Origin of the sequence: Psychroserpens sp. NJDZ02 (assembly GCF_004843725.1) — a bacterium.
In the GTDB taxonomy this organism is placed as follows: domain Bacteria; phylum Bacteroidota; class Bacteroidia; order Flavobacteriales; family Flavobacteriaceae; genus Olleya.
Genome location: NZ_CP039451.1, coordinates 676222 through 695245 on the forward strand (window position 1 = coordinate 676222; position 19024 = coordinate 695245).

The following is a 19024-nucleotide window of genomic DNA, read 5'->3' on the forward strand; positions in this document are numbered from 1 at the left end:
AGCAGTTAGCAGTTAGCAGTTAGCAGTTAGCAGTTAGCAGTTAGCAGTTAGCAGTTAGCAGTTAGCAGTTAGCAGTTAGCAGTTAGCAAAATTGAAAAAAACATTGGGAGAAACAATAATTATATAAATTAAAAGTCCCAAATTTCGATATAATCGAAACCATCAATCTGCAGAAATAAAAAACGAAAAAACGGAATTGCGAAGCGAAGCTTCAAACATGAAGTTTTGAAAGTGAATGTTCCGCAGGAATTTCCTCAGATTGATTTGATTTTTTGGTTCGTTTTGCATCAAGGCAAAATGAACAAAGAGAAAGAAGAAAGAATAATGAGATTCTGAAACAAGTTCAGAATGACGCAAAAACATAAAACTAATGAACGAAGGAACTAAAGTAACACCAAGAGGAGCCTATCCTCACGTAAAACAAGTTGGCGATTTCATTTTCGTTTCAGGAACAAGTTCTCGTAGAGCAGACAACAGTATCGCTGGAGTTGATATCATCGACGAAATGGGAACAAAAAAACTAAACGCCTACACACAAACGCAGGAAGTTTTAAAAAACATAAACACCAATCTTAAAAAAGTTGGTGCCAGTTTAAAAGACATCGTAGATGTGACTTCATTTTTAGTAAACATGAATGACTTTGCAGATTATAATAAAGCTTACGCAGAATTTTTTGATAAAGAAACAGGACCAACCAGAACGACGGTTGCTGTGCATCAATTACCACATCCCGATTTAGTTGTGGAAATTAAGGTAATGGCATATAAGAAACAATAAATGAACATTCAAAACTACATTAACGGAGCATTCCATAATCCATTGCAAGACCATTGGATAGACAACTACAATCCTAGTAATGGAGCTATTTACGGACAAATTCCAAACTCATCAAAAGAGGATGTAGAAAACGCATATATCGCTGCAAAATCAGCTTTCCCAAGTTGGTCACAAACTAGTATAGAGACACGTAGTAGAATTTTAATAAAGATTTCAGAGTTATTAGAAGCCAATTTACAACGCTTTGCGGAAGCCGAAAGTAAAGACAACGGAAAACCGATTAGCTTAGCAAAAGCAGTAGACATACCAAGAGCAGCAAGTAATTTTCGTTTTTTCGGAAATGCCATAACACAATTTGCTAGCGAAAGCCACGAAAGCATTGGACAAGCTATAAATTACACTTTACGTCAACCTATTGGTGTTGTCGGTTGTATTTCTCCTTGGAACCTGCCACTCTATTTATTTACATGGAAAATTGCTCCTGCAATTGCATCAGGAAACTGCGTCGTTGCCAAGCCAAGTGAAATCACTCCAATGACCGCTTATTTATTAGGCGAGATTTGTAACGAAGCTGGTCTCCCAAAAGGCGTTTTAAATATTGTACATGGTTTAGGAGGTTCTACTGGACAAGCCATTATAGAACATGAAGACATAAAAGCTATTAGTTTTACAGGAGGCACAGCAACAGGAGCACATATTGCAAAAGTAGCAGCTCCAATGTTTAAAAAACTATCTTTAGAATTAGGCGGAAAAAATCCAAATATCATTTTTGCGGACTGTGAATATGATGATATGTTGGACACAACCGTACGTTCGTCCTTTGCTAATCAAGGACAGATTTGTTTATGTGGAAGTAGAATATTTGTAGAAGCCTCTATCTATGAGAAATTCAAAAAAGATTTTGTTGCAAAAGTAAAAGCTTTAAAAGTTGGACATCCATCGGAAGCATCTACCAACATTGGTGCATTAGTCTCAAAACCTCATCTTGAAAAAGTAAAAGTATATATTAATATCGCTAAAGCGGAAAACGGAACAATACTCTGTGGTGGAAATGAAGTCACTGTAAAAGGTTATGAAAATGGTTACTATCTAGAACCAACTGTTATAGAAGTACAAAGCAATGACTGCAGCGTAAATCAAGAAGAAATTTTTGGACCCGTGGTTACCATTATGCCATTTAATACAGAAGACGACGTCTTACAAATGGCAAACAAAGTAAAGTATGGTTTGTCAGCAACATTATGGACCAACAACTTAAAACGTACCATGCGCATGAGTAACCAATTACAAGCTGGAATAGTTTGGGTTAACACATGGATGACGCGAGATTTAAGAACACCCTTTGGTGGCGTTAAAGCTTCTGGAGTTGGACGTGAAGGAGGTTTTGAAGCGTTACGCTTTTTTACTGAGGCTAAGAATGTTTGTATAAAATATTAATAACATTTTAAAATTGAAAACTATTGCTGTGAAACAAAATCTTTCTATAAAAAAAGCGATTATTAGAGGCATCATATTTGTTAACCTGCCATTAATTATTGTTCTTATGTCCACAATAATTTTCTCTATAATCTTAGGAGAATTAGATATCTTAGAGGAGAATACAGCTTTAATTATTGGTGTTATTTTTGGTATAACATTAACGATAACTATCCGATATCTTCTAATCACTAAATGGCTAATTTGGGCATTTAGCAACGTTAGAAACGTACACGAATTGAGACGTCACTCCATAAGACAAAAACTACTATTTGAAACAGGATCTATATTTCAAAAAAATCCACTTTGTTCTAAAAAAGATAAATTAAAACTAAGAGCACTTGAAGATCGTTTTAACATTGAAGATATTTATGAAGCCGATGTAAAAACATCAAAACAGAATAAAATACACTTCGCTTTTACAACAACATTACTTATTTCCATTGCACTTTTGGTAGGCGTTTGTTCTTGTCTATTTTTAATGTTTAATTATGAAGAAAAAGAATTTTATATTGGTTTATTTCTTGGCGTTGGGTGTCTCTACATGCTAAAAGAATCGAGTAAGAAATTAATTAACAGAAAGCCTCAAGTTACCTTAAATGATGATGGAATTACCATAAACAAACATGAGTTTTTATGTTGGGCTGACATTTATGAAGAAAAAGTCACAACAGATACAAATGGTAGTAATGTCGTAAATTTTTTAACTTTTTGCGATGAAGATTACAACTATACTAAAATAGAAATTAAGAACTTAAACATAAGTCCTAGTAAATTAGAAAATTTATTAAGAACTTACAGAATACGCTATAACAACAATAAAGTTTAAAAATATGAATCTAGACTTAAATAACAAATTCGCATTAGTATGCGGAAGCACAGCAGGAATAGGTAAAGCAACAGCTTTGGCTTTAGCCGAAGAAGGTGTACAAGTTACCCTTATTGCTAGAAATGAAGACAAGTTAAAAGCAACCTTAACGGAATTACCTCAGCATAGAAATCACGATTATATTGTTGCTGATTTTTCCAACCCAAAGGAATTAAAAGAAAAGGTAGAAGCTTACATAAAAACAAATCATGGGTTTCATGTATTAGTAAATAACACAGGAGGACCAAAAGGAGGACCTGTATTTTCGGCAGAAGTTGATGAATTTGAAGCTGCTTTTACTCAGCATTTAAAATGCAATCACGTACTAGCACAAGCAGTAGTTCCTTTTATGAAGAGCGAAGGTTATGGTAGAATTATAAATGTAATTTCTACTTCTGTTAAACAACCTTTAGATGGTCTTGGTGTGAGTAATACTATTCGTGGTGCAGTTGCCAATTGGAGTAAAACGTTGGCTAACGAGCTTGGTCAATTTGGGGTTACTGTAAACAATGTGTTGCCAGGTGCCACAGGAACCGATCGTTTGGCTGAAATTATTAAAAACAAATCTGCTAAATCCGGAAATACCGAAGAAGAATCTGCAAATGCTATGAAAAGTGCTGTCCCTGCAAAACGTTTTGCAAAGCCCGAAGAACTAGCTGATGCAATTACTTTTTTAGCAAGCGAACGTGCCAGTTATATTAACGGAATTAATCTTCCAGTTGATGGTGGAAGAACAAAGAGTTTATAATTCTATCTGTCATTGCGAGATTTTTTTCTTTTTAAAAAATCGTGGCAATCTGTTCAATTATCACTAATTTTATTGCATTGATGAATCCGCGTTAAGGATTACTCACAGATTAATATTTTAAAATATTGATTTCGTGAACCTGAAGGTTTGAAGCGACATCCTTTTTTTTAAACGTCAGTTCGAGTGTTTTGTGAAGCATGAACAAAATGTATCGAGAACAAGTTAAAAAAAAGATACAGCGAAAAGCCTGACCCTTTTCAGGGTAACGCCCAAAATATTATACAATGAGTAAATTATTTCCACCTATAAATTTTAAAGCTTGGATTGAAGACAATAGACATCTTTTAAAGCCGCCCGTTGGTAACAAAGTGGTTTGGAAAGATGGTGATTTTATTGTTATGGTTGTTGGTGGACCAAACAATAGAAAGGACTACCATTATAACGAGACACCTGAGTTTTTTCATCAAATTGAAGGTGATATTGTCTTAAAAATTATTGAAGACGGTATGCCAAAAGATATTCATATTAAAGAAGGTGAAATATTTTTGTTACCACCAAAAGTACCGCACTCACCACAACGTGGTGCCAACACGGTTGGTTTAGTCATTGAATACCCAAGAGAAAAAGGTGTGCAAGATGCCTTATTATGGTTTTGCGAAAATTGCACAACTAAATTGTACGAAGAAGATTTTACGGTAAAAAATATTGAAACCGATATGCCAAAAATATTCGATAAATATTATGGCGATTTAGACAAACGTACATGTCCAAACTGCTCGGCAATCATGCAACCACCACAAAAAATAAAACTAGAAAACTAGTTAGCAGTTAGCTAAAGAAAATAAAAGCCAGGATTAAAAATAACATTAACTTAATTGAAAGTCCCCATTCAATTTGTAAAATTGAACATTGAAATGCAGAAATAATTAATGAAGGAATGAAGCTGCAAAGCGAAGCTTTAAGCACGTAATTCCGAGAATGAATGTTCCGCAGGAATTTCCTCATTTCAATTTGATTTTTTGGTTCGTTTTGCATCAAAGCAAAATGAATAAAATAAATAATTTAAGACAAAGATTGCCACGTCTTAAGACTAGCAATGACAAAACATATGGAAAAACGCAAACTTAGAATTAACGGTCACTCACACTTATTGCCATATCCAGAGGAAATCCCTCAATTTATGCAAGACAAAGAAATCTTTTGGGTGGATAAAGACCGAAAATTTATGCTTCAAAAAGATTGGAACAGACCAATTACCGATTCTAGTTTCTTTTTAGATGAAAAACTAGCTTGGATGGAACGTTTTAAAATTGACCATGCAGTCGTTTTAAACTTATCGCAATTATACGGTAACGGATTGCGTGTGGAAGAAATGAAGCAAGCGCTTAAATTTCAGAACGATTTTAATGCAAAAGTACAGCGTGAAAACCCAAGTAAATTTACTTGTGGTTTTGTAGTACATCCTGGTTTTGTTAGAGGTGCCTGTTGGGAAATTGAACGTTGTGTAGAAGAACTAGGTTTACGACTATTATGCTTACCAACCCATTACATGGATACTATTGGAACTTGGCGTTGTATTTTTGACGAAGAAAATGAGCCAATTTTTGAAATGGCTAACAAGTATAATCTGGCTGTAGAAATTCATCCTTACGATGGAGAAAAATTTATAAAATTAGAAAACACGTCTTGGCGTTTTCACTTGATATGGATGTTGGCACAATGTGCCGATGCCTACCACTTTTTAACTTTAAATGGTTATCAAGATAAGTATCCTAATATGCGTACTTGCTTTGCACATGGTGGACAATTAGCACAAATAAACTTAGGACGACGTATTCAAGGTTTTGATGGTAGACCCGATTTATTTGAAGGTAAAAGTCATCCAAGAAAAGCTGTGGGACATAAAAACATCTTTTTTGACACGTTAGTGCATGATACTGGCGGATTGGATTTGTTATTAAAAAACCAAGGTTCTAAACAGGTTTTAATGGGACTTGATGACCCTTACCCTTTAGGGGAAATGGAAAGCGAAAAACAAAGCTCCTACCCTGGAAAAATTTTAGATTTAGCCATAGACAGAAAAATTATTACAGAAACAGAACGTGATGCTATTTGGGAAGACAACGTAATCCAATGGTTATGTGGAGATGACCAAGCTGCTAAAGATAAACTTGTTAAACGTATTTTAGGATAATGTATTTTTTACCAGAAAAATTAGACGACTACGTTGTGGCACACAGTCAAGATGAGCCCGAATTATTACAACAATTAACTAGAGAAACGTATCAAAAAATATTACAACCTATTATGTTGTCCGGACCTTATCAAGGTCGCGTACTAAGTATGATTTCTAAATTAATTAGACCAAAATCTGTTTTAGAACTAGGGACTTTTACAGGCTATGCTACTTTATGTTTAGCGGAAGGGTTACATCCTGAAGGTAAAATACATACTATTGATGTTAATGAAGAGTTGGAAGATTTTCAGCGTAAATATTTTGATAAATCAGAATTTGGGCAGCAAATACATCAACATTTAGGAAGCGCTATTGATATACTTCCAAATCTAGATAAATCCTTTGATTTGGTATTTATTGATGCTGATAAACCTAACTACGTTAATTATTTTCATTTAATAATAGATAAATTAAGACCTGGCGGAATCATATTATCGGACAATGTATTATGGCATGGTAAAGTGATTGAACCTGTAGACCCAAAAGACGTTTCTACCAATGCCGTTTTAGAATTTAATACACTTTTAAAAGAAGATCCAAGAATCGAAACCGTTTTATTACCTATTAGAGATGGCTTAACTATTAGCCGAAAAATATAATATTACTAATGAGTAAATTAGATATAAGAACCGTTGATGTTACACAATACATCACACCTCTAAGAGAAGGTGGTTCTTTACCCGCAATTGTAAAAGCAGACGACGACTTTTTATACGTTTTAAAGTTTAGAGGTGCAGGACAAGGAAAAAAAGCATTGATTGCCGAATTTATTGGTGGCGAATTAGCACGAGCTATTGGTTTAAAAGTTCCAGAGTTAGTCTTTATGAATTTGGATGACTCGTTTAGTAAAATGGAACCCGATGAAGAAATACAAGACTTACTTAAGTTTAGCGTCGGTTTAAACCTAGGACTACATTATTTAAGTGGTAGTATAACCTTTGATCCTTTAGCCTCCGTTGCAGATGCTAAAACAGCTTCTAAAGTAGTGCTTTTAGATAGTATTATTAGTAATATAGATAGGACTTCTAAAAATCCGAATATCCTAAATTGGAATAAAGAGTTATGGGTTATTGATAATGGTGCTAGTTTTTATTTTCATCATAATTGGGAGACTTGGAAAAGCCATTTAACAAGAACATTTCCGTTAATAAAAGATCACGTGCTTTTAAGTCGTGCTACAGATTTGGATAATGCTTCAAAAGAAATAATTAAAGCTTTAGATAAAACTACCATTAAAAACATTATAAATACTATTCCAGAAGATTGGTTGATAAACGAGGCTGATAGTCTAACACCATCGGAAATACGAAACGCGTATATAGAGTATTTAGACGCTAAAATCGCTATGATAGACTCACTAGTTAAAGAAGCTCAAAATGCAAGATAAAGTTACTTTTGAATACGCGATTATTAGGCTTGTCCCTAAAGTAGAACGTGAAGAATTTTTTAATATCGGCGTTATTTTATACTCTAAACGTAAAAAATTTGTTGGTGTAAAATATAAAATTAGCGATGCTAAATTAAAAGCCTTTGCTTGTAACTTAGACTTAGAAGCTTTGAATAGCTATCTAAAATCTTGGGAACTAATTTGCAAAGGAGATCCTTCTGCAGGCGTTATTGGTCAATTTGAAGTGTCTGATAGATTTAGATGGCTAGCAGCTGCACGAAGTACTGTTATACAAAGCTCTAAAACCCATTCTGGATTAACAAACGATCCCGAAAAAGAACTAGAATCTATTTTTAAAAACTATGTTTTGTGTGAAGAAACAGATACTTTACTCTAAATAAACAATATTATAATGACAGAAGACAAGCCAAAATAAGAAATGTAATAGCGCATTAGTGCTAAAGTAGGTATTGGCCCCTATCTTATTTACTACTCATCATAATACCTGCTAAATAACTAGCATCTTTAGACACACCTCCCAACGTTGCAGATCCACGTGTATACATCCAAGGTAAACCAATAAAGTATAAACCATCAATATTACTAACGCCTCTATAGTTTTTAGGGTAACTATTAGCATCCAACTCTAAACCCTGTATCCATTTAAAATTAGGACGGTATCCTGTTGCCCAAATCACATTTTTAATAGTTGATTTTTTTTCTTTTTCAAAAAAGATATCATCGTTTAAAGCATCTTTGGTACGTCCGACCGCTATAACATTTTCCCGAGATAAAATTTCTTTTACATCCGTACCAATAACGGGTTGTGTTGATGAGTTAATTTTTTTACCAACCCAACTATACTTACTATAACTTAAAAAACCGACAACGGTAAACCACCACCATAGAGTTTTACCTAAAAAGTTTTGAGGTAATGATTTTACACTAGTATCTCCAGAAAAATAAACCGTCCTAGACCTGTCTTTAGAAATCTCGTTTAATATTTGATAACCAGAATCCCCACCTCCTACAACCAAAGCATCACCTTGTTGTAATTGCTTAACACCTTTATAGTAATTACTATGCATTTGAAGTGTACTATCTGATATTTTAGTATGACAAGGGGGTGTATAAGGGATATGAAATGGACCGGTAGCAACAACTACATTTTTAGCCTCAATTTCGCCATCTTTATGCTGTACATGAAACCCTTTTGCAGTTTTAGTAACAGCAGTCACCAATGTATTTAATTGAATTGGAATTTCAAATTGATCAACGTAAGTCTTAAAATAATTTGCAACCTCAACCTTAGTTGGGTAATGCCCTTTAGGGGCATCAAATTTTAAACCTGGTAAATGATTATATTCTGTTGGTGTGAATAATTTTAAAGAATCCCAACGGTTTAACCACGATGCACCAACTTCTGCCTCTCCATCTAAAACTATAAAATTAGCATTCATTTGTTTTAAATGATAAGCCATTGCTAATCCCGCTTGTGCTCCTCCAATTACTACATAATCCAACATCTCATCCTTTATTTTAATTCCATGCGAAAATAAAAACAATATATTGATTTAAGGGTGAAACTGCACATCAACCTTAATAAAATATAAGATTACTCCTCTTAAATATCAACATTGATTTGCAACATTGACTTTTAACATCGTTTAACTAAAATTTTATTTTCCAACTTATTTTTACGAATTTTATGGTAATAAATGAATAACCCTTAAAACGAAATCATGGATTGGATATATTCTTTAAGCGACCCTTTATGGGAAACATTTGCAGGTAGCCTTATACTATTTATCGTTATTATTATATTAACTAGAATTATAGGATTACGCTCGTTTGCGAAATTTACAGCTTACGACTTTGCGTTTACTATTGCTATTGGTAGTATAATATCATCAACTTTAACCTCAAGTACTTCCGTTACTCATGGAAGTATCGCAATTGCAGGCCTACTATTTTTAACTTATATATTTTCTCTTTTACAAAAAAAGCTCCCCAATTTAAGTGCTATAATTTCGAATAAACCTTTATTATTAATGAAAGGGGAAACCATTTTACATGACAATTTAAAGCATGCTAGAATAGAAAAATCACAATTAATAGCTAAACTTAGAGAAGCTAATGTTTTAGATTTTAAACAAGTTGAAGCTGTTGTTTTGGAATCCACAGGAGACATATCTGTATTACATAAATCCTCCCCTAATAACAATACTAATTTAAGCGATGCATTATTAGAGAATGTTAGAGAGTATCCTTGAAAAGACACGCCTTAAATACTTATCAAGTCAAACATACCCAATTGTATCTATTTATTAGATAAAGATTAACATTTGACCATATAAAGTTTGTGTAAATTTGAGTCGTGAAAGAAAAATTAAACATTAAAACAAAACATACTTTACTTCCTTTATTGGGATTAGTATTACTGTTACTACTTTCACCATGTAAGGTTAGAAACTTTATTCAAGTAGAACTTGGCATAACACAAACAGAGGTTTCTAATAAAAGTCAATCCACTATAGGTTATTCCGACTGTAATGACTTTGAAATTACCGATAATAGTATTAAAAAAAGCACGTCGTCTGCAAACACTATTGCGATACTACGTGATTTTAATACCGCGTTTGTTGTATCTGATATTTCAAAAAGTTATATACAGCCCGACCAAGTAGGAACCAACTCGGTTTCTAAAATTCCGCTGTATATTTTATATCAAAATTTTAAAGATTTTCTATAATTAGACATTTTCTAGTCTAAAGTATCAGTAAACAACGATAACCGGTACTAATTAATTGATATCAAAACTGAAATTTCAAGAAAGCACTATTGCTAATTTTAGCTATGGCAACTTATGCCATATCATTACCTCTTGTTTTTTCTCGAATTTAAAATATAAAACTGATGAGAAATTCAATCTTAATTTTCACAACACTACTCAGCTTCCTATTAGGAACGCAACATTTACAAGCACAAGAATTTAACCCTACAAAAAACAATTACTTAATTCTTTCTAAAAACATACAACAACTTAAACCTGTACTACTAACCGCAACATCGTTAATGCGAGAAGACGGACAGGATTATGGTGATTTTTACGTGATTATATGTGGTAAAACCGTAAAAGACATCTCTGACAATTCAGAGTTTCACGCGCTTCTTGAAGAAGCTAAACTCCTAAATATAAAAGTATTTACATGTGGAATTTCGCTTAAAAAATTCAATATAACTCCTAAACAATTACCTGATAATATAGCAGTTACAGAAAATGGTATTCTATATGGTTTTCAACTTATAAAAAAAGGATTCCTTTCACTAACCATATAATTGTCTAAAAATGAAAACTATAAACATAAAAAATGATGCCGGTCTATTAACGTTAGCAATAAGGCTGGTCGTTGGATGGACTTATTTTTCAGCCTTTTGGAGACGAACCATCTTAGCAGATAAACTAGATCCAGAAGTGGCGGGTTACATTGGCGAAAAATTCAACCATTTCTTGCCAAATGCTTTAGGTATAAAACCTATTATTCAATACCTAGTAGAAAACCCAGATATACTTTGGTTAAACATGGTAATATTTACAATAATTGAAGGCATAGTAGGCTTATTTATCCTCTTTGGGTTATTTACTAGACTTATGAGTATTGGTGTTTTTGGATTAGCCATGGGAATACTTTTAGGTTCAGGATGGATTGGCACAACCTGTCTTGACGAATGGCAAATAGGCGTCTTAGGAATTGCTAGCGGTTTTGTTTTATTTTTAACTGGAAGTGGAAAATACTCGTTGGACAATTATGTAATGGCGCGTCATTATACATTTACTAAAAAGAAATGGTTTGCTTGGTTAGGTTCTGGCACGCTACCAATTAAAGACAGTGTATTTCCTAAGATTGTGCTTATTGGATCGTTAGCCATTTTAGGTATGACCTTAATGACCAACCAAATATTTCATGGTGGCTTATGGGGTACGCTTCATAATAAATCTGTAAAACCAAAATTAGAGATTACTAAAGGACAAATTACAGACCACACTTTATCTTTTGATGTTTTTAGAACGGAAGGTGTTGATGTGTATGGTTCTTGGGTTATTGGTATCGAATTATTAGATATTGAAAATAACATAATAATGAAATACACACAAGAGGATTTATCAAGCTTACCACCTAAAAATATTTCAAACTTTTATGTCGCTAAAATAAAACCTGGTAAACATAGTTTGATTGTCCCTTTAGGCGCAAAAGCAACACTACATTTACAAAATGACCAACTAACAAAATTACCGACTGGCGAGTACACTATCAAGATAACGGATATTAGTGGCCTTTACTGGAAACAGAATATAACTGTGAAACATAAATAAATAAAATACAAATCATAAAAAAAAGCCTCTCGTAAAACGAGAGGCTTTTTAAATTAACACTTCTTCCTGTTATTGTACCGCTTGTAACGCATCAATATTACCGTAACCAAAACTTGAATTTTTGTTTGGATAGAATTCTGCAGACTGTTTTAACCTATTTAGGATCTGTGTTCTAGACCATGTAGGGTATTTAGACCATATTAAAGCCGCAATACCAGCTGTTGTTGCTGTTGCTACAGATGACCCTCCAGTATAACGTCTATCACCATCATAAAATCCTAATACTGGTGGTGCCTTACTTGTATTATTATCACCTTCCATGATAATTGTAAAATCAATTTTATCTCCGGTATGACATACTTCACATCGGTCATAATTTGAACCATCATCTACTCCTGTTACCGCAACCGTCTCACTCATAGTTGCAGGAAAAATAACTCCATAACCGTTTGTAAAACTAGTCGAAGTCCCACCTGCAGCAAAAATTAATTTCTGTTTGCTATATGCATATTTTACGGCATCTTTTATATTACCAATTGACCATAAGTAACCAATAGACATAGAGATAATTTTGACATCACTCCTGTTCCCTAACTGCGTTAATGCATCAGACACCCCTTTACGCTCATGATAATCATTAAGTAATACATCCTCTGTTGCTCTATACGCTACTAAGTTTGCATTATATGCTACACCAACTGGCATCCCATTATCATTACGTGGTGCTGCTATAGTAGAGGCCATAGCCGTACCATGTCCACATTTATCATGAATACCATCGTAATTATCTGACCACCACCAAGAAGAGTCTATAAAGGTTCCATACTTTTGAACAAAACGACCCGTTGAATACCCGTCATTAATTCCTGATGAATTTAATAAGGTCTGAGACGCAGAAACTCCCGTATCTATTAACCCAATAGTTACACCTGCTCCAGTACTTTGACTCCAAGCTTGTGGAATATTATGTTTGTAAAAATGCCAAGAGACTTGCGCATTGTTTGGTGCGATCGTTGTATAATGTGCCGAATTTATAGTATTTGAATCTTTATCACACCCAGAACTTGAACGCCCATTATTTACTGTTTCGTACTGATTATAACCGTTTGGCTCTAAATATCTAACTCCGTCAGACTGTAGCAATTGTTTAATAGTAGAAAAGTTAGCAACTTCCATATCTATCACATTAATAATGTCATGCTCAACAACTGGTTTATCACCTTTTTTATAATCTTCGTTATCTTCAACAAGTTGCACAATGTTAGATAAGGTTGCTTTAAGACTTTCTGTTTTTACCTCTGCAAAACTTTCGCCTTCCGCTCCATATCCAATAGTTAAAATATTATTACCTCTAATTACAGCACTCCAAAGGGTATGCGGTGTAACATCTTTCCAATCAAAAGTTCCGGTTTCTGTAAGACTTTGATTAATTATAGCATTAATTTCAGGGATGGTTAATGCTGGTTTTTGATCGTCGTTAATGACTGATTCTTCTTGCATTTCTAAAGCTTCATCTTTTTGACATGCATTAAAAATTGTAAAAGCTACCAATAACATTGATAGTTTTAATAATGGTCTTTTCATTTTATATATAGTTTAAGGATTAATAGTTAAATATATAACTTTTTCTTAAAAAAAAGTTAATTAAATTAGTGATTTAACAATTTAAACACACGTAAAATTACAAATCAATACATTTTAAAATGCGCTATGTTGCGTTAGCGGTAGTAGTGGCATCCTTTTTTGAGATGAAATTAAACCTTAAAAAGCCTTTAATAAATATAAGATTTAGAAAATTGTTCCTCTTTTATAAAAATTAAAAAAAGATATAACGGATGACGCGCCCCTTGTGGTAACGCCCAAAAAATAAGTAGTGTTTTTGAATTATAATTTACGACGAACAGATCCAGTAAATTCTTCTAGATCGTCTTTAACTTTTTTAAGTTCTTCATTAACACCATCCGTGATGCTTGTGTCCAAACCGTTACGTTCTGCAGATTTTGTGATTTCGGTTTTAATATCATTGGTTGCATCTTTAAGTTGACGCATACCTTTACCTAAACCTTTTGCAATTTCAGGAACATTTTTAGCTCCAAAAACCATAACAACGATAAGCAGGATGAAAAATATTTCTCCTCCGCTTATAAATAAAAATGTTGCTAATTGTATCATGGTACAAATATACTAAGTTGTTTTGATTGTTTGAATAAACTACTCTTTTTTTTAAGAGTCTTTTATGTTGTTTTTTGTATTTTTACATCAAGTGAAACACAAAACTATGGCGTTTAAAACTATTGAGTCTAATCCAATTTTGGATCGTTTACCTAAGCATTTAAGGCAGTTTATTAAGCCTCAGGATTATGCGGATTATTCTGCAATTGATCAAGCCGTTTGGCGTTATGCTATGCGTAAAAACGTAGACTATTTAAGCACAGTAGCACATAGCACGTACATAGAAGGTTTACAACAAACAGGAATTAGTGTTGATGCTATCCCTAATATGTATGGGATGAATCGCATTTTAAAAGCGATAGGTTGGGCTGCTGTTGCTGTAGATGGTTTTATACCACCTAATGCATTTATGGAGTTCCAAGCGTATAACGTATTAGTTATCGCTAGTGATATTAGACAATTAGAACATATAGAATATACTCCTGCTCCAGATATTATCCATGAAGGTGCTGGTCATGCACCCATTATTGCTAATCCTGAATATGCCGAGTATTTAAGGCGTTTTGGAGAAATTGGTTGTAAAGCAATTAGTTCTGCTAAGGATTATGAATTATATGAAGCTGTACGCCATTTATCTATTATTAAGGAAGCGCCTAATACGCCGCAAGATCAAATTGATTTAGCTGAAAAAACGGTGGAAGATTTACAAAATAATATGGGTGAACCAAGTGAGATGGCTTTAATTAGAAACTTACATTGGTGGACCGTCGAATATGGTTTGATTGGAACCATTGCAGATCCCAAAATTTATGGTGCTGGTTTACTATCCTCTATTGGAGAAAGCGCTTGGTGCATGACGGATAAGGTAAAGAAATTACCTTATACGATAGACTCTACTTTTCAGAATTTTGACATTACAAAACCACAACCTCAATTATATGTGACTCCAGATTTTGCGCACCTTAGTTTAGTGTTAGAGTCTTTTGCTAATACTATGGCGCTCCGCACTGGTGGACCAAGTGCTATTAAAAAATTAATACACAGTCAAGCTTTGGGTACTATTGAGCTTAGTACTGGTTTGCAAATTTCAGGCGTGTTTACTAACATGATTGAACACAACGGTAAGGTAAGCTATATACAAACCACCGGAAAAACAGCATTAGCTAACAGAGATAAAGAATTGGTTGGACACAGTACTTTAGAACATGCGGATGGTTTTGGATCTCCTATAGGAAAATTAAGAGGTATTAATCTTGCTATTGAAGACATGTCGCCACGTGATTTACGTGCTTATGATATTTATGAAGGTGAAACGGTTACTTTAGAGTTTGAAAATGATATTATTGTAACTGGAGAGATTATTACGGGAACAAGAAACCTACAAGGTAAAATTATCTTGATTAGTTTTAAAAACTGTACTGTAACACATAAAGACACTATTTTATTTGAACCTTCTTGGGGACAATATGACATGGCTGTTGGTAAAGAAGTATTATCGGGGTATTCGGGCCCTGCAGATTTACACAGTTTTGATTTGATTACCCATAAAGTAAGCAGCACAACAATACATGTTGAGCATTCTGCCGAAAAATTAGAATTGATTGATCTATACAAACAAGTCCGTGATTATCGAGAAGGCACTAACTGTACTATTTCTAGAACCAAAGTGTTGGAACAGTTAATTAACCGTTTTCCGATGGATTGGCTACTACCTGTTGAATTGTTTGAATTAGCGAAAAAAGGTAATGAAAATGAATTACGTCATACTATTCTTGAACATTTAGAAACGATCAAACAAAACAGACCAGAAATTGGGCATTTAATTGATGATGGTATAAAGATTGCAAGTGAGGAGATTGCGGTTTAAATTTAAACGACATTAAGGGTAATAACTTAATTATTAACTTATATCTGTATACTAATGACCACATTAAAATACAGATATAAGTTAGTATATTATTTGTTTACAAAAAAAACAATTACTTATAACTCTTCAACTTCTCCTTAGTAAAGTCACTAAGCACAAGTCTTCCACTAATTTCAGCACGTTCTAGAAGCGATACACACCATTCGTTAGTATCTTCCCAAAGCACTCTTTTAAGCTCTAATAAAGCTTCTGGGTTGTAAGACGCCAATTTAAGCGCTAAAACAGTTACAGCGTCGTCCAACGCTTCAACCGTTTCAAAGACCTCCGCATATAAGCCTTTTGTTTTTGCATACGCTGCATCATAAAAGGATTCTGCATTAATGGTCATTTGAGAAAAAGCAGTTTGCCCCATTTTTCTAGTCACTGCAGGTTCGATAACAAATGGTCCAATACCAATACTAATTTCGCTAAGCTTAATTGCTGCAAATTTAGTTGCTAAACAATAATCCGTTGCACTTGCTAAACCTACTCCTCCTCCAACTGCTTTACCTTGTACACGTCCAATAATTAATTTTGGACATTTACGCATAGCATTAATCACGTTTGCAAAACCGGAAAAAAATTGCTTCCCTTCCTGTAAATTCTTAATAGCTACGAGCTCAGTAAAACTTGCGCCAGCACAAAACGTGCGGTCTCCTCCACTTTTTAAAACAATCACTTTTATACTATCATTTTGTCCCGCTGCTTTTATAGTTAATTCTAATTCTTTTAAAATAGGACTAGGCATCGCATTATGTTCTGGTGTAAAAAACTCGATATAACCTATGTTATTTTCAATGGTTTGTTTGACGTATGCTTGAGACATTTGCTCTTATTTTTAAGTTGAAGTTACACAAATTTAAGGATTTTTAAGTTTCAAATTAGTAGCTTTGTAAGAAACAATTACACTATGGGAATTTTTAGTTTTCTTTTCGGAAATAAAGCCAATAAGATAAAAGACTTTACAGATAGAGGTGCCATAATTTTAGATGTACGCTCTAAGGCAGAATATGACTCTGGTGCAATTCCTGGCTCAAAACATATCCCATTACAACAAATTCAGGCTAAGGTCAATCAAATAAAAAAATGGGACAAACCTGTTATTACTTGTTGTGCTAGTGGTATGCGATCCGGCAGTGCCGCAGCTATTTTACGAAGTAATGGTGTCGAAGTTATGAATGGTGGAGGATGGCAAAGCCTAAGCAATAAACTATAGTTTATTCAACGCCAATCTTTCCAATACCTCACAGTTTGAAGTTTTCGAGCTTGTCCTGATTATCTATTTTACTATCGTTGTACTCCAAGGTCCACCCCAAACTATTGGTTAAAATATAAAATTTAGACAACTCACTAACCAACCTATTTTTAGCATTGATTCGCAAATTAGAAGCTTCTATTTTTTTATTGATACGCTCTGTAACAATATCTTGTATTTTATTATAATCATCATGATTAAAAGCATTGAGATACCCGCTTTCCACATCGTAATACTCTAACTGTGGATAGATTTTTAATTCTTCTTTAGGAATAGACTTAATTTTTAAGATTTTATTAATACTATCTATTTCAAATTCGATCTTACTTAAGTCGTAAGCCACCGTTACTTCAGCATTAACAATAACCAAAGCTTGTTTGTCTGAGGTTAAATTAGCAAATAAGGCTTTAGAACTTTTATAACTATAGGCGTCACTAAAATAACCTTCAGTAACCACTAACTTACCAACATTACTTATCTGTTTTTCTATTAAAGCAGAGTGTTCTCTAATAATTGTTTTGTCCGCACTACCTGCTGTACATTTTTTTAAAATGAAAGACAAAACAAACGCTATGACTATACCTATAATTATTTTTCGCATGATATAAAAGTACTATTAGATTCTGAATTTATCTAAAAAAGTGACATTAAAATATTATTTTAAAAACACTAATTTAAAGACTACATTAGTCGTGTATTATTGGGTGTTAGTTTGACATATTGATCAGTAGCTTATTAAACTAAATCTATTATAAAATATATTATGTTTTTTTGAAAAGACAAGTAATAAGCCATAAGTCATCATTACATGCTGTTTACTAGAAATCTAAATATTACACGCTAATCAAACTTCATATTTGGAAACTGAGTACTTAAGACCATCTGTTTTTCAATTAATTGCTGGACAAATTTAAGGTGCGCAGCAGAATTAGGATTAAAAGGTTTATGCTGCAACCCTTTTTGAATGGTATCCACATCAGTCATTATTTTTGTTGCTGAATCTGCCATCCAAACATCCTTAAAACGTTGCCAGATATAATCAACTGCCAATGGACTTGGATGTAATAAATCTTGATTATAAAAACGATAATCACGCAACTCGTCCATCATAATTTCATAAGACGGAAAATAATGCGATTGACTATCTAAAACCTTGTGTATCGCTGCAATCAAATGTGCTTTGCTCTGTGTATTTTCAACAAAACCATCTTTTACATGCCTGACAGGAGACACTGTAAAAATAAAACTCACCTCAGGATTCACAGCTTTAACTTGCGTTATTATAGATTGAAGCGCTGCCGTAATAGCATCAACACTTAGTATTTCCTTTTGAAACTGCTGCTGCGGAATTTTATGACAATTAGCGACAATCTTATCTGTCTTCAAAAAACGATAGACCCAAGCGGTCCCTAAAGTTATTACAATATGAGAACTTTGTTTTAAATAATGACTCGTTTTTTGAGAAGCAGCATTTAATTGATATAACAATAAACTTTTAGTATGTTGACTTATTTTGGAATGTGCATCAAAGCTATGAAACTGTTCATTATTAATAAACACATCATCCTCTGAATATTTCTTACCATCTAAGGCATTTGTGACTAAATTATGTATCGCTTTAGGATGAAATAAAATACCAAATGGATTGACATAATGTTGAAACTTAAAATACTCAAACTTATCCCCAATATTTTCAGCAAAACAAGACCCCAAAAGGAATACTTTGGACTTATAATCTATAAGATTATGAGCTTGTTTTTTTAATGGTATTTTGGTTCTTAGATTCAATTAGTTCACTTTTTATCAACCCTTTTTTTTGTTAT

General features: G+C 33.5%; 21 protein-coding genes. 15 read left to right on the forward strand and 6 right to left on the reverse strand.

The window, feature by feature from the left end; genetic code table 11:
• Positions 1-370: 370 nt before the first annotated feature.
• The 9 genes from E9099_RS03015 (at position 371) to E9099_RS03055 (ending at position 7890) form a co-directional block, all read left to right on the forward strand.
• Positions 371-778 carry a RidA family protein gene (locus tag E9099_RS03015; RefSeq protein WP_136582240.1) on the forward strand — a complete coding sequence of 136 codons (408 nt, stop codon included), beginning with the start codon at positions 371-373 and terminating at the stop codon, positions 776-778.
• On the forward strand, positions 779-2215 hold the full coding sequence (locus E9099_RS03020) for an aldehyde dehydrogenase (protein WP_136582241.1): 1437 nt from the start codon (positions 779-781) through the stop codon (positions 2213-2215).
• Between the two features lie 106 nt (positions 2216-2321).
• Positions 2322-3083, forward strand: a complete 762-nt coding sequence (locus E9099_RS03025) for a hypothetical protein (protein WP_136582242.1) — start codon at positions 2322-2324, stop codon at positions 3081-3083.
• A 4-nt stretch (positions 3084-3087) separates the two neighbouring features.
• Entirely contained in the window at positions 3088-3870 is a 783-nt protein-coding gene (locus tag E9099_RS03030; RefSeq protein WP_136582243.1) for an SDR family oxidoreductase, read from the forward strand.
• A gap of 284 nt (positions 3871-4154) precedes the next feature.
• Positions 4155-4691: a 3-hydroxyanthranilate 3,4-dioxygenase gene (locus E9099_RS03035; protein ID WP_136582244.1), complete on the forward strand. Its 537-nt coding sequence runs from the start codon at positions 4155-4157 to the stop codon at positions 4689-4691.
• 287 nt (positions 4692-4978) lie between these two features.
• A complete protein-coding gene (locus tag E9099_RS03040; RefSeq protein ID WP_136582245.1) occupies positions 4979-6064 on the forward strand; it encodes an amidohydrolase family protein in 1086 nt (361 codons plus the stop codon).
• Positions 6064-6705: an O-methyltransferase gene (locus E9099_RS03045; RefSeq protein WP_136582246.1), complete on the forward strand. Its 642-nt coding sequence runs from the start codon at positions 6064-6066 to the stop codon at positions 6703-6705. The genes E9099_RS03040 and E9099_RS03045 overlap by 1 nt, the downstream gene beginning before the upstream one ends.
• Before the next feature lie 8 nt (positions 6706-6713).
• Entirely contained in the window at positions 6714-7493 is a 780-nt protein-coding gene (locus tag E9099_RS03050; RefSeq protein ID WP_136582247.1) for a HipA family kinase, read from the forward strand.
• Positions 7483-7890, forward strand: a complete 408-nt coding sequence (locus E9099_RS03055) for a DUF3037 domain-containing protein (protein ID WP_136582248.1) — start codon at positions 7483-7485, stop codon at positions 7888-7890. Before E9099_RS03050 ends, E9099_RS03055 begins: the two co-directional genes overlap by 11 nt.
• Before the next feature lie 85 nt (positions 7891-7975).
• Here the strand turns inward: E9099_RS03055 and E9099_RS03060 are convergent, their stop codons facing one another.
• A complete protein-coding gene (locus E9099_RS03060; RefSeq protein WP_136582249.1) occupies positions 7976-9019 on the reverse strand; it encodes a flavin-containing monooxygenase in 1044 nt (347 codons plus the stop codon).
• A gap of 216 nt (positions 9020-9235) precedes the next feature.
• On the opposite strand from E9099_RS03060, the gene E9099_RS03065 reads away from it, so the two are divergent.
• The 4 genes from E9099_RS03065 to E9099_RS03080 all read left to right on the forward strand — a co-directional run bounded on the left by E9099_RS03065 (position 9236) and on the right by E9099_RS03080 (position 11868).
• On the forward strand, positions 9236-9766 hold the full coding sequence (locus E9099_RS03065) for a DUF421 domain-containing protein (protein WP_136582250.1): 531 nt from the start codon (positions 9236-9238) through the stop codon (positions 9764-9766).
• A gap of 104 nt (positions 9767-9870) precedes the next feature.
• Positions 9871-10245: a hypothetical protein gene (locus E9099_RS03070; RefSeq protein WP_136582251.1), complete on the forward strand. Its 375-nt coding sequence runs from the start codon at positions 9871-9873 to the stop codon at positions 10243-10245.
• A gap of 164 nt (positions 10246-10409) precedes the next feature.
• Positions 10410-10832 (forward strand): sulfur reduction protein DsrE, encoded by a 423-nt coding sequence (locus tag E9099_RS03075; RefSeq protein WP_136582252.1) that lies wholly within the window; start codon positions 10410-10412, stop codon positions 10830-10832.
• A gap of 10 nt (positions 10833-10842) precedes the next feature.
• On the forward strand, positions 10843-11868 hold the full coding sequence (locus E9099_RS03080; protein ID WP_136582253.1) for a TQO small subunit DoxD: 1026 nt from the start codon (positions 10843-10845) through the stop codon (positions 11866-11868).
• A 69-nt stretch (positions 11869-11937) separates the two neighbouring features.
• Here E9099_RS03080 and E9099_RS03085 read toward each other — a convergent pair whose 3' ends face one another.
• Both E9099_RS03085 and E9099_RS03090 read right to left on the reverse strand, forming a co-directional pair.
• The gene (locus E9099_RS03085; protein WP_136582254.1) at positions 11938-13452 is read right to left on the reverse strand and encodes a S8 family peptidase; all 1515 of its coding nucleotides are present in this window, start codon (positions 13450-13452) and stop codon (positions 11938-11940) included.
• A gap of 300 nt (positions 13453-13752) precedes the next feature.
• Positions 13753-14040, reverse strand: coding sequence for a twin-arginine translocase TatA/TatE family subunit (locus E9099_RS03090; protein WP_101017207.1), 288 nt, complete (start codon positions 14038-14040; stop codon positions 13753-13755).
• Between the two features lie 106 nt (positions 14041-14146).
• Between E9099_RS03090 and E9099_RS03095 the strand changes: the two genes are divergently transcribed.
• Complete coding sequence (locus tag E9099_RS03095; protein ID WP_136582255.1) at positions 14147-15907, forward strand: aromatic amino acid hydroxylase; 1761 nt, start codon at positions 14147-14149, stop codon at positions 15905-15907.
• Positions 15908-16019: 112 nt separating this feature from the next.
• On the opposite strand, the gene E9099_RS03100 is transcribed toward E9099_RS03095, so the two are convergent.
• Positions 16020-16772: an enoyl-CoA hydratase/isomerase family protein gene (locus tag E9099_RS03100; protein ID WP_136582256.1), complete on the reverse strand. Its 753-nt coding sequence runs from the start codon at positions 16770-16772 to the stop codon at positions 16020-16022.
• An 84-nt stretch (positions 16773-16856) separates the two neighbouring features.
• Between E9099_RS03100 and E9099_RS03105 the strand changes: the two genes are divergently transcribed.
• Positions 16857-17162 (forward strand): rhodanese-like domain-containing protein, encoded by a 306-nt coding sequence (locus E9099_RS03105; RefSeq protein ID WP_136582257.1) that lies wholly within the window; start codon positions 16857-16859, stop codon positions 17160-17162.
• Between the two features lie 28 nt (positions 17163-17190).
• Here the strand turns inward: E9099_RS03105 and E9099_RS03110 are convergent, their stop codons facing one another.
• Positions 17191-17802 (reverse strand): DUF4230 domain-containing protein, encoded by a 612-nt coding sequence (locus E9099_RS03110; protein ID WP_136582258.1) that lies wholly within the window; start codon positions 17800-17802, stop codon positions 17191-17193.
• A 239-nt stretch (positions 17803-18041) separates the two neighbouring features.
• Positions 18042-18989, reverse strand: a complete 948-nt coding sequence (locus E9099_RS03115) for a GSCFA domain-containing protein (RefSeq protein WP_136582259.1) — start codon at positions 18987-18989, stop codon at positions 18042-18044.
• Positions 18990-19024: the final 35 nt, after the last annotated feature.